Origin of the sequence: Polaribacter sp. 11A2H (assembly GCF_011379025.1) — a bacterium.
Lineage (GTDB): Bacteria > Bacteroidota > Bacteroidia > Flavobacteriales > Flavobacteriaceae > Polaribacter.
Window position 1 is genome coordinate 49,991 of sequence record NZ_WTLD01000001.1, and the last position, 14,338, is coordinate 64,328.

12 protein-coding genes are annotated in these 14,338 nt (G+C 31.3%); 9 read left to right on the forward strand and 3 right to left on the reverse strand.

The annotated features are described in order from the left end of the window. Positions 1–5: 5 nt before the first annotated feature. The 5 genes from GQS58_RS00200 (at position 6) to GQS58_RS00220 (ending at position 5,178) form a co-directional block, all read left to right on the forward strand. Positions 6–326 (forward strand): DNA-directed RNA polymerase subunit omega, encoded by a 321-nt coding sequence (locus tag GQS58_RS00200; RefSeq protein WP_165730089.1) that lies wholly within the window; start codon positions 6–8, stop codon positions 324–326. Next, on the forward strand, positions 326–1,537 hold the full coding sequence (gene coaBC / locus GQS58_RS00205) for a bifunctional phosphopantothenoylcysteine decarboxylase/phosphopantothenate--cysteine ligase CoaBC (RefSeq protein WP_166381703.1): 1,212 nt from the start codon (positions 326–328) through the stop codon (positions 1,535–1,537). The genes GQS58_RS00200 and coaBC overlap by 1 nt, the downstream gene beginning before the upstream one ends. 83 nt (positions 1,538–1,620) lie before the next feature. Beyond that, entirely contained in the window at positions 1,621–2,511 is an 891-nt protein-coding gene (locus GQS58_RS00210) for a DUF4835 family protein (RefSeq protein ID WP_166381705.1), read from the forward strand. Between the two features lie 71 nt (positions 2,512–2,582). After that, the gene (gene recN / locus GQS58_RS00215; RefSeq protein ID WP_166381707.1) at positions 2,583–4,238 is read left to right on the forward strand and encodes a DNA repair protein RecN; all 1,656 of its coding nucleotides are present in this window, start codon (positions 2,583–2,585) and stop codon (positions 4,236–4,238) included. 133 nt (positions 4,239–4,371) lie between these two features. Beyond that, positions 4,372–5,178, forward strand: coding sequence for an enoyl-ACP reductase (locus GQS58_RS00220; protein WP_166381709.1), 807 nt, complete (start codon positions 4,372–4,374; stop codon positions 5,176–5,178). A 262-nt stretch (positions 5,179–5,440) separates the two neighbouring features. Here the strand turns inward: GQS58_RS00220 and GQS58_RS00225 are convergent, their stop codons facing one another. Continuing rightward, positions 5,441–5,665, reverse strand: a complete 225-nt coding sequence (locus GQS58_RS00225; RefSeq protein WP_166381711.1) for a hypothetical protein — start codon at positions 5,663–5,665, stop codon at positions 5,441–5,443. A gap of 258 nt (positions 5,666–5,923) precedes the next feature. Continuing rightward, positions 5,924–6,388 (reverse strand): PEGA domain-containing protein, encoded by a 465-nt coding sequence (locus tag GQS58_RS00230; protein WP_166381713.1) that lies wholly within the window; start codon positions 6,386–6,388, stop codon positions 5,924–5,926. Between the two features lie 636 nt (positions 6,389–7,024). Here GQS58_RS00230 and leuC point away from each other — a divergent pair. From leuC to leuB, 4 genes are all read left to right on the forward strand, one after another. After that, positions 7,025–8,422: a 3-isopropylmalate dehydratase large subunit gene (leuC, locus tag GQS58_RS00235; protein WP_166381715.1), complete on the forward strand. Its 1,398-nt coding sequence runs from the start codon at positions 7,025–7,027 to the stop codon at positions 8,420–8,422. 97 nt (positions 8,423–8,519) lie between these two features. Continuing rightward, positions 8,520–9,119, forward strand: coding sequence for a 3-isopropylmalate dehydratase small subunit (gene leuD / locus GQS58_RS00240; protein ID WP_166381717.1), 600 nt, complete (start codon positions 8,520–8,522; stop codon positions 9,117–9,119). Positions 9,120–9,242: 123 nt separating this feature from the next. Then, positions 9,243–10,763 (forward strand): alpha-isopropylmalate synthase regulatory domain-containing protein, encoded by a 1,521-nt coding sequence (locus GQS58_RS00245; protein WP_166381719.1) that lies wholly within the window; start codon positions 9,243–9,245, stop codon positions 10,761–10,763. A 154-nt stretch (positions 10,764–10,917) separates the two neighbouring features. Beyond that, entirely contained in the window at positions 10,918–11,973 is a 1,056-nt protein-coding gene (leuB, locus tag GQS58_RS00250) for a 3-isopropylmalate dehydrogenase (RefSeq protein WP_166381721.1), read from the forward strand. 144 nt (positions 11,974–12,117) lie between these two features. Here leuB and GQS58_RS00255 read toward each other — a convergent pair whose 3' ends face one another. Further along, complete coding sequence (locus GQS58_RS00255; protein WP_166381723.1) at positions 12,118–14,331, reverse strand: endonuclease MutS2; 2,214 nt, start codon at positions 14,329–14,331, stop codon at positions 12,118–12,120. Positions 14,332–14,338 lie beyond the last annotated feature (7 nt).

A 14,338-nucleotide genomic window follows, 5' to 3' on the forward strand; every position in this document is an offset into this window, starting at 1 on the left:
TAATTATGGATTATAAAGACACAAAGGCACCTTTAAGTACTATTACTTATAATAAGAATGAAGTAGAAGCTCCTACACAAAATATTTATGAAGCTATTTCTATTATTGCCAAAAGAGCAAATCAAATCAACGGAGATTTAAAGAAAGAATTGGTTGATAAATTAGAAGAGTTTGCTACTTATAACGATAGTTTAGAAGAAGTTTTTGAAAATAAAGAACAAATAGAAGTTTCTAAGTTTTACGAAAGATTGCCAAAACCAACAGCTATGGCTATGGAAGAATGGTTAAATGGTAAAGTGTATTTTAGAACTCCAGAAACAGAATAATGTCTGTTTTAAGTGGTAAAAAAATTCTATTAGGAATTACTGCTGGAATTGCTGCATACAAAACGGCTAGTTTAGTTCGTTTATTTATAAAATTAGACGCAGAGGTCAAAGTTATTATGACTCCTGCGTCTAAAGATTTTATAACACCTCTTACACTTTCCACACTTTCTAAGAACCCGGTTCATTCTACTTTTTATGATAAAGAAGATGCTGAAAATGAACTGTGGAATAACCATGTAGACTTAGGTCTTTGGGCAGATTATATGGTTATTGCTCCTGCAACTGCAAATACTATGTCTAAAATGGCAAATGGTATGTGTAATAATTTGCTGTTAGCAACGTATTTATCATCAAAGTGTCCTGTCTATTTTGCGCCTGCAATGGATTTAGATATGTACATTCATCCATCTACAAAAGAAAGTTTAGAAAAATTAAAATCTTTTGGTAATACAATTATTCCTGCAACATCTGGTGAGTTAGCTAGTGGTTTGGTAGGAGAAGGTAGAATGGCAGAGCCTGAAGATATTGTATCATTTATAGAAAATGATATTTTATCGAAATTACCTTTAAAAGGAAAAAAACTTTTATTGACTGCAGGACCAACTTATGAAGCCATTGATCCTGTTCGTTTTATAGGGAATCATTCTTCTGGTAAAATGGGATTTGCAATAGCAAAAGCAGCGGCTAATTTAGGTGCTGAGGTTTTTTTAATTTCTGGTCCAAGTCATCAAAAAATACAACATTCTTTAGTTCATAGAATAGATGTAATTTCTGCAGATGAAATGTATAAAGCAGCTCACAAATATTTTAAAGAAGTTGATATTGCTATACTTTCTGCAGCGGTTGCAGATTATAGACCAAAAAATGTAGCTACTCAGAAAATAAAAAAGACGACTTCTGCGTTAGAGATTGAGTTAGAGGCAACAAAAGATATTTTAGCCTCTTTAGGAGAAATTAAAGGAAACCAATTTTTAGTTGGTTTTGCTTTAGAAACAAATAATGAGGTAGAAAATGCAAAAGGGAAGTTAAAACGTAAGAATTTAGATGTTATTGTTTTAAATTCTTTGCAAGATAAAGGAGCTGGTTTTGCAACAGACACAAATAAAATTACTATTATTGATAAAGATTTGACTGAAAAATCATTCGAATTAAAATCTAAAGAGGAAGTAGCTAAAGATATTATGAATGAAATTGTAAGTAAAATATCTTAATATTTCTTATCTTCTCGAGCGCAGTCGAGGGGTTTCAATTTAGGTCTCAACTGCGCTCAACCAGACAGTAACACACAAAATGAATGCGTAAACTTATATTCTTTTTTCTGTTCTTATTTTCAGTTTCTTTGTTAAAAGCACAAGAATTGAATTGCTTGGTTACTGTAAACTACAACCAGGTTCAAGGTTCAAATACGCAAGTTTTTAAAACATTAGAAAAATCTTTGTCAGAGTTTGTAAATCAAACCAAATGGACAAATAACGAAGTAAAGCCAGAAGAGAGAATAGATTGTGCTTTTACAATTATCATTACTTCTAGAGATGCAAATAATTTTAATGCAACCATACAAGTTCAATCTACAAGACCGGTTTTTGGTTCTACATACGCATCACCTGTATTAAATTTAAAAGACAACGATTTCAATTTTAAATACAATGAGTTCGACCCATTAATTTTTAATAAAAACTCTTATGATAGTAATTTAATTTCTACCATTGTTTTTTATGCAAATGTAATTTTAGGAGCAGATGGAGACACCTTTAAAAGAAATGGTGGAGAGTCGTCTTTTAAAGTAGCAGAAAATGTAATGTTGCAAGCACAACAAAGTGGTTTAGCATCTTGGCAAAACGTTGTGGGTAAACAGAATAGATTTTTATTAATTGATAGTTTTTTATCGCCAAAACTTTCTGCATATAGAACAGCCAGCTACACCTATCATAGAAGAGGATTAGATGAGTTTTCTTTAAATAAAGGTATAGCCAAACAAAATATGGAAGAGGCTGTAATTTCTTTAGAAAGTATGTATAATAAAACTGTTGGTAATTATTTAATACGTGTATTCTTTGATGCTAAGGCAGATGAAATAGTAAATATGTATTCAGACGATGCTACTTCTAGAAATAAAAATAGACTAGTTGAAATAGTGAAAAAAATATCTCCAAATAACAATGCTAAGTGGAAAAATATTAAGTAAAACATTCCTTATAATTATTGTTTATTCTTGATACAATTTTCCTTAATTTTAGCTTCTAAAACTTAAAGAATTTGTTAGCACAACTTACCATTAATAACTACGCATTAATCAATCACTTATCTATAGATTTTTCTTCGGGATTGTCTATTATAACAGGTGAAACCGGAGCAGGTAAATCTATACTTTTAGGAGCTTTAGGTTTAGTTTTAGGTAACAGAGCAGATTTATCTTCTTTAAAAGATACGTCTACAAAATGTGTGGTAGAAGCAAAGGTTGCTATTGCAAATTATAATTTAGAAGATTTCTTTAACGAAGTAGATTTAGATTACGAGGCAGAAACCATTATTAGAAGAGAAATTTTACCATCTGGTAAATCAAGAGCTTTTGTTAATGATACGCCTGTTACGTTGTCAGTTTTAAATCAATTACGGTCTAAATTGATAGATGTGCATTCTCAGCATCAAACAATGCAATTATCAGACAATAGCTTTCAGTTTACTATTTTAGATGCATTGGCAAAAAATACCGCAAAAATAGCGTCTTACAAACGTGGTTTTAACCAGTTGACTAAATTAAAAAGAGAACTTACCGTTTTAGAAGAGCAACAAAAAGAGGCAAATAAACAATACGATTATAACCTTCATCTTTTTAAAGAATTAGAAGAAGCAAAGATTAAAGTTGACGAGCAAGAAGATTTAGAAGAAAAGTTAGAGAAACTTAACAATATAGAAGATATTAAAGACAATTTATCTGAAGCTTTAGGAATTACTGTAAATGATGAAATCGGAATTCAGAATTTGCTAAATACTTTAGAAAACAGGTTGTCTAAAATTGCAATATTTTCTAAAGAATACCAAAATCTTTCAGAAAGGGTTACTTCTGTAAAAATAGAGATTGATGATATTGTTACGGAGTTAGAAGATGCAAATGAAAATGTAGATTTTAATCCGAATGAAGCAGAAGAGATTAATGATAGATTGCAGTTATTATACAATTTACAGAAGAAACATACAGTAGGTAATAATGTAGAATTGATAGCTATTTTTGAAGAACTTTCAGAAAAAGTAGCACAAGTAGAATCTGCAGATGAAGTTATCAATCTAAAACAAAAAGAAATAGGTGAAGTTTCTGAAAAACTAGACAAAGTTGCAGATTTAATTTCAAGCGCAAGAACAAAATCAATTCCAAAACTAAATAAAGAACTACACGCTTTACTCAGCGATTTAGGTATGGAAAATGCCCGTTTTTCAATTAAAATAAAGCAAACTAAAAACTATTTTTCAAACGGAAAAGATGAATTAGAATTCCTTTTCTCTGCAAATAAAGGTGGTAGTTTTGGTGAGCTTAAAAAAGTAGCTTCTGGTGGAGAATTATCTAGAATAATGCTTTCTGTAAAAACTATTTTATCTGAAAACACACAACTACCAACCATTATTTTTGATGAAATTGACACTGGAGTTTCCGGTGAAGTTTCAAACAAAATAGCAGCTATTATGCAGCAAATGAGTAAGAATATGCAAGTAATTGCCATTACACATTTACCGCAAATTGCTGCAAAAGGTGCAAATCATTACAAAGTGTATAAGCAAGAAGTAAAAGGAGTAACCACAACTAATTTAAAACTTTTATCTACTGATGAAAGAATTAAAGAAATAGCAGAAATGTTAAGTGGTAAAGACATTACGGACTCAGCACTTACCCACGCAAAAGAATTATTGAGCTTATAAATTACAGCGTTTTAAAGCAGCAAAGCTTCAAAAGCGTTAAGAGACAAAACTATGTTTTTCTATGTATCTATGTGGTAAACTTTTAATGTAAGCACTAAAAACGAACAACCAAAAACGAATAACGAACAACTACATGTACAACTTACTAAAAGGAAAAAAAGGAATTATTTTTGGTGCTTTAAATGAAAATTCTATCGCTTGGAAAACGGCACAAAGAGCACATGAAGAAGGAGCAGTGTTTGTGTTAACCAACGCACCAGCTTCTATTAGAATGGGTGAATTGGACGTTTTAGCAAAGAACACAAATTCTCAAATTATTCCTGCGGATGCAACTTCTATTGAAGATTTAGAAAACTTAGTAGAAAAATCTATGGAGATTCTAGGCGGTCAAATTGACTTTGTTTTGCATTCGATTGGTATGTCTGTAAATGTGCGTAAAAACAAACCGTATACAGATCCAAATTACGATTTCACTGAAAAAGGGTGGAATGTTTCTGCTGTTTCTTTTCATAAAGTTTTAAATGTTTTGTATCATAAAAAAGCAATGAAAGATTGGGGCTCAATCGTTGCATTAACCTATATGGCGGCCCAAAGAGTGTTTCCAGATTACAATGATATGGCAGATAATAAAGCCTATTTAGAATCTATTGCTCGTAGTTTTGGCTATTATTTTGGTAGAGATTTTAAAGTGAGGGTGAATACCATTTCTCAGTCTCCAACGCCAACAACAGCAGGAAATGGCGTAAAAGGTTTCGACGGATTTATTAATTTTTCAGAAAAAATGAGTCCATTGGGTAATGCTTCTGCGGCAGATTGTGCAGATTATACCATTTCGCTATTTTCTGATTTAACCAAAAAAGTGACTTTGCAAAACCTATTTCATGATGGCGGATTCTCTAATATGGGAGTTAGCGATGCTGTTATGGATAAGTTTGAGTAACAATATTTTAATATAATTTTTCAGAATAGCTTTAGATAAATGTTTTTATTTGAAGCTATTTTCTACTTTAAGTTTACCTTGAGTTTGGTAGAAATATACTCGCTTTTTTTATTCAGAAACAGCATAAAAAAGAGCTTAAATAAATGCTTCAATCAGGGCTAGGCTAGTCTGCTTATTTTAGTAAAACTCAAAACTTCTAGTTTATGTAAAGCTTCTCAGATAACAATACTATTAGAATTAATGATTACACAATGGTGATTCTTTATTCTATAATTTCGTAATCGATACTTAATTTTCTTAAAGCCCTTAAAGCAGAACCAGCATTTTTATCTACCATTTCAATATCTACTATGTCGCCTTCTAAAAGAATTTCTGTAAGTTCATTAGATAAAGATTCAGATATGCTCACGGAAATTTCTGCAATACATCTAGCAATTGCTCTTTTATCTGGTCTTTGGGCATCACAAGACAATAAGTTTAATTTCATAATATTTATTTGTGAATGCAAGATACAAGAATTGAGATAAGTACAGTTATTACATCTATTGTAATAACAGCTTTTTAAGCGATTGAGGAATCTACTAATTATTTTTTTTATAGATATTAATTTTAATTATAGAAAGGTGAAACTTTATAATTAATCGTTTTAGGTTTAAAAAGTGACAAGTCTACTTAAAATTAATCAAAAATTATTTTAGGTAGACTTGTTTTGATATAAAGTTATAGGTTGTCTATCAATACTTTTTTATTCGTTAAGAACTATGATTGTTTCAATAACTTTATTTTTTTCGTCAACATTAACCTTTGTAATACTTCCATTCTTCATGTAGTTTATAAAAGCAGTTTTTTTAGAATTTTCTAAAGTTACTTTTACATACTTTGTGTCAACACGTTTTAATGATCCGGTTAAGGCATCAACACCCCATCCAATAATACTAAAACCGTTAAGAATACTAACAAGATTGAATTTACTATCCATAACGACTACTTTTTCTTTATAGTTGTCTAATTTAAAGTCAATTCTATCTTCAGCTTTTACTTTTAATTGAACAGGTGTTTCTCCTTTTTCAAAACCATTTACAAAAACCTTTGCACCAGGAGGATCTGTTTCGAACATTACTTTTCTTTTTGCTCCTGTAAAGATTGAAGCACAACTTGTAGACAACAAAATTGTCAGTGCCATTACAATAATTGATAATTTTCTTTTCATTATATAATATATATTTAAATTAGCTTACTCCTGTTTATAGTCTGTTTTCAGCATAATTCCGACTATTTATTTGATGAATAACTAAGGAAATTAGTTTTATTAATCTTAATTTTTTGTAAAAGTACTTACCATTAAATTCTATTTTATACGGGTTTCCGTAAAGTCATTAGTTTATTTATTTTAATAATTATGTTTGTTACTGTTCTTTGTTTATAATTTTGTTATTATGGGTTTAAAATCAGTGATTTAAAATGTTTTTGTTCTTTATTTTTTTTGTCATTCCGAAATGAGCTTTTTTGCGATTGAGGAATCTTATTTTGTAATGATTATAAAGGTTCTCGGTAAGTTTATTATTGTATTTATTAAAATAAAAGCCAATTGTATATAAATTACCGTCTATTCTAAGTATTTCACTGCACTTATCAATAGAAAAAAAGAAAGAATTAAACTAAATTAGAACCCTACAAAATAAATAGACATCGTATTTTTAAATAACATAATGTGTTGTTGTTTAGTGTTTTAATAGAATGTGTAACCGTTGGGTATAATGTATGTAAACGTTTAAAAACGTATTAAACCCATTAAATCGTTATTTTTGGTAGCTGATTATCATTTAAATAATTAAAGAACAAACAAATGGCAAATACATTATTTGACAAAGTATGGGATTCACACGTTGTTCGTCAAGTTAAAGACGGACCAGATGTGTTTTTTATAGATCGTCATTTCATCCACGAAGTTACAAGCCCTGTAGCTTTCTTAGGTTTAGAAAGTAGAGGAAACAGTGTTGTATATCCTGAGCGTACATTCGCAACAGCAGATCACAACACACCAACCATAAACCAACATTTACCTGTAGCAGATCCTTTATCTGCAAATCAGTTAGATGCTTTAGAAAGAAATGCAAAAAAGCATGGTATTTCTCACTGGGGATTAGGAGATCTTAATAACGGAATTGTACACGTTGTAGGTCCAGAAAACGGAATTACGCTACCTGGTGCAACAATTGTTTGTGGAGATTCTCATACATCTACGCATGGTGCTTTTGGTGCTATTGCTTTTGGTATTGGTACAAGTGAAGTAGAAATGGTATTGTCTACACAATGTATTATGCAACCAAAACCTAAAGCGATGCGTATTAACGTAAACGGTAAATTAGGTTTAGGTGTAACACCTAAAGATGTTGCTTTATATATTATATCAAAGCAAACAACTTCTGGTGCAACCGGATTTTTTGTTGAATATGCAGGAGATGTTTTTGAAGACATGTCTATGGAAGGTCGTATGACTGTGTGTAACTTATCTATAGAGATGGGAGCACGTGGAGGTATGATTGCTCCAGATGCTAAAACATACGAATATATAAAAGGTCGTGCTCAAACTCCTAAAGGAGCAGATTGGGATACTGCAATGAAATATTGGGAAACACTGTATTCTGAAAAAGGAGCAGAATTTGATGTTGAATTTAATTATGATGCAACAGATATTGAACCAATGATTACTTACGGAACAAACCCAGGAATGGGAATGGGGGTAACAAAATCGATTCCTTTGGCAGAAAATGTTGAAGGTGGTGTTGAAACTTATAAAAAATCATTGGGATATATGTCTTTTAACGAAGGCGAATCTATGATTGGTAAAGAAATTGACTTTGTGTTTTTAGGTTCTTGTACAAACGGACGTATAGAAGATTTTAGAGGTTTTTGTTCTATTGTAAAAGGAAGACAAAAAGCACCTAATATTACTGCTTGGTTGGTTCCAGGATCACATAAAGTAGTAGATCAAATAAAAGCAGAAGGTTTAGATAAGATTATTACAGACGCAGGTTTTGTTTTAAGAGAACCAGGTTGTTCTGCATGTTTGGCAATGAACGATGATAAAATTCCTTCAGGAAAATTGTCTGTATCAACATCAAACAGAAACTTCGAAGGAAGACAAGGACCAGGATCTAGAACCTTATTAGCTTCTCCTTTAGTAGCTGCAGCATCTGCAGTTAGCGGAGTAGTAACAGATCCTCGTACGCTTCTTGTGTAGTTGCAGTTTACAGTCGCAGTTTTCAGTGAACTGCGAATAACAATTAATATTAAGATAACAACTGCCAACTGATACTGGCAACTGAATACTAAATAACATGGCTTACGATAAATTTGAAGTACTTACAAGTACAGCATATCCTTTACCTACAGAGAATGTAGATACAGATCAAATAATTCCGGCTCGTTTCTTAAAAGCAACTGAGCGTGTAGATTTTGATGTTAACTTTTTCCGTGATTGGAGATACAATGCAGACGGAACACCAAAAGCAGAATTTCCTTTAAACAAAGAAATTTATGCAGGTTCTAAAATATTAGTTGGAGGTAGAAACTTTGGTTCTGGTTCTTCTAGAGAGCACGCAGCTTGGTCTGTGTACGATTTTGGTTTACGTTGTGTAATTTCATCTGCATTTGCAGATATCTTTAAAAACAACTGTTTAAATGTAGGGGTTTTACCTGTACAAGTTTCAGCAGCATTTGCAGATACTTTATTTGCAGCAATTATGGCAGATCCTAAAACAGAAATTAAAGTAGATTTACCTAACCAAACAGTAACTTTAGTTGCAACTGGTGAATCTGAATCTTTTGTAATTAATACCTACAAAAAAGACAATATGTTAAACGGTTTTGATGATATTGATTATTTAAAAAATATAGAAAATGAGATTACTGCTTTTGCTGAAACGAGACCGTTTTAATTATAAAGCATAAACACTATTTTTAACCACATAGTAACATAGGTCATATAGCTATGTTACTGTGTGGTAATGAAATTTTTTCATTACAATTGAAGAATTATTTATGTTTTTAACATTGATAAAATGACCAAGAGAAAGATTGAAATAATGGATACGACACTGCGTGATGGAGAACAAACATCAGGAGTGTCGTTTTCAGTTTCTGAGAAATTAACAATAGCAAAACTATTGTTAGAAGAATTAAAAGTAGATCGGCTAGAAATAGCGTCTGCAAGAGTTTCTGAAGGAGAATTACAAGCAGTAAAAAAAATAACTTCTTGGGCTACAGAACAAGGTTGTTTAGACAAAATAGAAGTGTTAACTTTTGTTGATGGAGGAAAATCTATCGATTGGATGCTAGAATCTGGAGCGAAAGTTCAGAATTTATTAACCAAAGGATCTTTAAACCACTTAACACATCAACTTAAAAAAACGCCAGCACAACATTTTGCTGATATTAAAGCAAATATTGAGTCGGCTGCTACGCATAACATTAAAACCAATGTCTATTTAGAAGATTGGTCTAACGGAATGCGTAATTCTAAAGAATACGTTTTTGAATATTTAGATTTTTTAACAGCTTTAAATATAGAACGTGTTTTATTACCAGATACTTTAGGTATTTTAACGCATGATGAAACTTTTAAATTCATATCTGAAGTTCGAGAAAAATACCCAACAACACATTTCGATTTTCATGGTCATAATGATTATGATTTAGGAGTTGCCAATGTTATGGAAGCTATAAAAGCGGGTGCAAATGGATTGCATTTAACCATAAATGGGATGGGAGAGCGTGCAGGAAATGCACCAATGGCAAGTGTTATTGCTGTTATTAATGATTTTTTAAAGGATGTAACAATCACCGTAAATGAAAAAGCATTAAATAAAGTTAGTAAGCTTGTAGAAACTTTTTCTGGTTTTCGTATTCCTGTAAATAAACCTGTTGTAGGTGCAAATGTTTTTACACAAACTGCCGGAATTCATGCAGATGGAGACAATAAAAACAACTTGTATTTTAATGATTTAATGCCAGAACGTTTTGGTAGAAAACGTAAATATGCATTAGGAAAAACATCTGGAAAGGCGAATATTCAGAAAAACTTACAAGATTTAGGGCTGAGTTTAAATGATGAAGAGCTAAGGAAAGTTACCCAAAGAATTATTGAATTAGGGGATAAGAAAGAAGTTGTTTCTCAAGAAGATTTACCTTATATTATTTCTGATGTTTTAGATAGTAATGCCATTGAAAAGCGTGTTGTTGTAGAAAATTATGTTTTAGGACATGCAAAAGGAATGAAACCATCTACTACTTTACAATTAAGAGTAGAAGGCGTACAATATGAAGCACATGCACAAGGAGATGGGCAATTTGATGCCTTTATGAATGCCTTAAAAAAGTTGTATAAAATACATAGTAAAAGAGATTTACCAAAGCTGATTGATTATGCAGTTAGGATTCCTCCAGGAAGTCATTCTGATGCATTATGTGAAACTATTATTACCTGGAAATTAGAAGAAAAAGAATTTATTACGCGTGGTTTAGATTCAGATCAAACAGTATCTGCAATTAAGGCTACCGAGAAAATGTTGAATATAATTTAGTAGGCAGTTACAGTCGCAGTTTTCAGTTCGAGTGATTTTCGGTTTTTTGAAGAAATTATATCGAGAATATTTTAAAATAAGAATAGAATTTAAACATAAAAATACAGTCATATGTCTTACGTCATAATAAGTCATACGTCATAAAACAAAAACAATGAAATTAAATATCGCATTATTAGCAGGAGACGGAATAGGACCTGAAGTAATTGACCAAGCAGTAAAAGTATCTGATGCAATTGCAAAGAAATTTAACCACGAAATTACTTGGAATCCAGCTTTAACAGGTGCTGCTGCAATTGATGCAGTTGGTGAACCTTATCCAGATGCAACACATGATATTTGTGTGGCTTCAGATGCTGTTTTATTTGGTGCAATTGGGCATCCAAAGTATGATAATGATCCTTCTGCAACGGTTCGTCCAGAGCAAGGTTTATTAAAAATGCGTAAAAAATTAGGTTTATTTGCAAATGTAAGACCAACATTTACGTTTCCTTCTTTGTTAGATAAATCTCCTTTAAAAAGAGAAAGAATAGAAGGAACTGATTTAGTTTTTTTACGTGAATTAACTGGAGGTATTTACTTTGGTGAAAAAGGTAGAAGAGATGGAGGAGAAACTGCATTTGATAATTGTGTTTATACAAGAGCTGAGGTGCAAAGATTAGCTGTAAAAGGTTTTGAATTGGCAATGACTCGTTCTAAGAAATTATGTTGTGTAGATAAAGCAAACGTTTTAGAAACATCTCGTTTATGGAGAGAAACTGTACAAGCTATGGAAAAAGATTATCCAGAAGTTGAGGTTTCTTATGAATTTGTAGATGCAGTTGCAATGCGTTTAGTTCAATGGCCAAATAGTTATGATGTTTTAATTACTGAAAACTTATTCGGAGACATTTTAACAGATGAAGCTTCTGTTATTTCTGGTTCTATGGGCTTAATGCCAAGTGCATCTGTAGGAACTGAAAATGCATTGTTTGAGCCTATACATGGTTCTTACCCACAAGCAACAGGATTAAATATTGCAAACCCAATGGCTACAGTTTTATCTGCAGCAATGATGTTTGAAAATTTTGGTTTACAAGAAGAAGGAAAAGCAATTAGAGACGCTGTAAATAAAGCTTTAGAAGCAGGTTATGTTACTGAAGATTTAGCAGACGGAGGAAAATCTTACGGAACAAAAGAAGTAGGAGACTGGTTAGCTAAAAATATCTAGTGTCCGTTCGAGCGCAGTCGAGAACTTATTGAGGTTTTTAAATCTTAAATAATTTGTTCTACTTTACTCAACGAGACAAAAAAGTACATATATTAAAAAAGGTTCGCAATTTGCGAACCTTTTTTTGTTATAAAATGATTGTTATTATTTTATTTTCTTAGCTCTTTTTACCAATTCTAGTTTATCTGTAGTCGTTTTTGTTGTAAAGAATCCATAATTAATGGTTACTTTTTTCTTGTCTATTCTGTCGATTGTACCCACAGAATTAGAACCAATAACTTTTACACTATCATTAATTTGATAGTTATATTCAGATTTTTCTTTGGCTATTTTAGCTTCCTCTATTTTCTTTTCTTTTCTAACTTCTACTACTTTTTCTAAGACTTCTTTTTCTACTTTTTTAATTATTTCCTGCTGCTGTTTTTCGGCAACTTTAGCTTTTTGTTTTTGTGCTTTAGTTACAGGTACTACAGGTTTTTTCATGACTTGTTTTACTTTTAAGTCTGCAACCCATTTATTGAAATTAGTATTTAATTCCTTTTTGTTATTGGTTTGAAAGTATTTATTAAGTAGCTCATTGGTCTTTCTTCCTAAAGAAAGCATTCTTTGGTTCTGATCATATAATTCTTGAAAACCAGATAATTTATCTTGAACACGTTGTTCTTTTTCTTGTAAATTATCTAAATGCTCTTGTCCTTTAAATTTTTGTTGCTCTAAATTATCAGAATGCTTTTGCAATCTATTACGTTCTTTTTGTAGTTTAGAAATGGTTCTATCTAAACGCACTTTTTCTGTCTCTACACGTTTTTTAGCTTTGTTGATAATGCTAAACGGAATTCCGTTTTTCTGAGCAACTTCAAACGTAAAAGAACTACCTGCTTGTCCAATAAATAATCTATACAGCGGTTCTAAAGTACGTTCATCAAACTGCATATTTGCGTTGGTAACATTCTCTAATTCGTTGGCTAAGACCTTTAAGTTGGAGTAGTGGGTGGTTATAATTCCGAATGCTTTTTTATAATAAAATTCTTCTAAGAAAATTTCTGCTAAAGCTCCACCTAATTCAGGGTCTGAACCTGTACCAAATTCATCAATTAGAAACAAGGTGTTAGGTCCACATTTACGTAAAAAGTTACGCATGTTTTTTAAACGATAACTATAGGTACTTAGTTGGTTTTCTATAGATTGATTGTCTCCGATATCTGTTAAAAAAGTATCAAAAATATACGTCTGACTGCGTTCATCAACAGGAATTAAAATACCACTTTGTAGCATTATTTGCAATAAACCAATGGTTTTTAAAGTGATACTTTTTCCACCAGCATTTGGACCCGAAATAACAATAATCTGTTGTTTTTCATTCAGTTCTATACTTTGAGAAACGGTAGGTAAATCTTGTTTTTTATTTTTTCGCCATAAAATGGGATGATATGCATTCTTAAAAAATATCTTTTTCTCACTAGATATTTTTGGTAAAACTGCATTCATTTCGTTGGCATACTTTGCTTTTGCACCCACAACATCTACATGGATTAAAAACGAAAGATATTCTTCTAATAAATATACATGCGGACGAACAGTTGCAGATAATGCACGTAAAATTTTTACGACTTCTTGCTTTTCGTCATAAATTAAATTTTGATATTCTCTAGAATACGCAAGTGTTGCTTGTGGTGCAATATAAACGATATTACCAGATTTTGAAGAACCTAATAAACTACCAGAAACTTTTTTTCTGTGCATTGCAGAAACAGCTAAAACTCTTTGATTGTCTACAACGGTTTCTTTAATATCATCTAAATAACCTGCGGAAATAGATTTTGATAAAGCACTAGAAAAACTTGCTCCAATTTTTCCACGTACATTATTTATGTCTTTTCTTATTTGTCTTAAAGCGTCTGATGCGTTGTTTTTTACTTCACCAGAAATGTCTATTATTTTTTTTATTTCATCATCTATAAAAGTAGTGAATTCAATTTGTTGAGAAAGGTCGAAAAAAGTAGGAAATTGCACATTAAATTTCTTAAAAAACTTAATCAATTCGTTTACGGTTAAAGAAGTCGTTGCTATTTTTAAAAAAGCATCAGTTTCTACAAAGCTATTTTCTATAGCTAAACGTTTTACATTTTCGGTAATATTATCGAAACTATGGTTAGGAACTCTATTTTCACTTTCAAAAGAAGAAACGTATTCGTTTACCAAATACAACTCTTTAAAAAGTGCTTTTTTATTAACTATAGGTTCAATTTCAGTAACTTTTTCTTTGCCTAAACTAGAAATACAATACTCTGAAACGTGCTGTAAAACCGTTGAAAACTCTAAATCTTGTAAGGTCTTGGATGATATGTTATTATTCAAAAAAAAA

Bases quoted from the DNA above. Each gene is read 5' to 3' on its own strand.
- leuC (WP_166381715.1), top strand. From the start codon at position 7,025: ATGGCAAATACATTATTTGACAAAGTATGGGATTCACACGTTGTTCGT.
- GQS58_RS00220 (WP_166381709.1), top strand. From the start codon at position 4,372: ATGTACAACTTACTAAAAGGAAAAAAAGGAATTATTTTTGGTGCTTTA.
- GQS58_RS00210 (WP_166381705.1), top strand. From the start codon at position 1,621: ATGCGTAAACTTATATTCTTTTTTCTGTTCTTATTTTCAGTTTCTTTG.
- coaBC (WP_166381703.1), top strand. From the start codon at position 326: ATGTCTGTTTTAAGTGGTAAAAAAATTCTATTAGGAATTACTGCTGGA.
- GQS58_RS00225 (WP_166381711.1), bottom strand. From the start codon at position 5,665: ATGAAATTAAACTTATTGTCTTGTGATGCCCAAAGACCAGATAAAAGA.
- GQS58_RS00200 (WP_165730089.1), top strand. From the start codon at position 6: ATGGATTATAAAGACACAAAGGCACCTTTAAGTACTATTACTTATAAT.
- GQS58_RS00245 (WP_166381719.1), top strand. From the start codon at position 9,243: ATGACCAAGAGAAAGATTGAAATAATGGATACGACACTGCGTGATGGA.
- GQS58_RS00230 (WP_166381713.1), bottom strand. From the start codon at position 6,388: ATGAAAAGAAAATTATCAATTATTGTAATGGCACTGACAATTTTGTTG.
- leuD (WP_166381717.1), top strand. From the start codon at position 8,520: ATGGCTTACGATAAATTTGAAGTACTTACAAGTACAGCATATCCTTTA.
- leuB (WP_166381721.1), top strand. From the start codon at position 10,918: ATGAAATTAAATATCGCATTATTAGCAGGAGACGGAATAGGACCTGAA.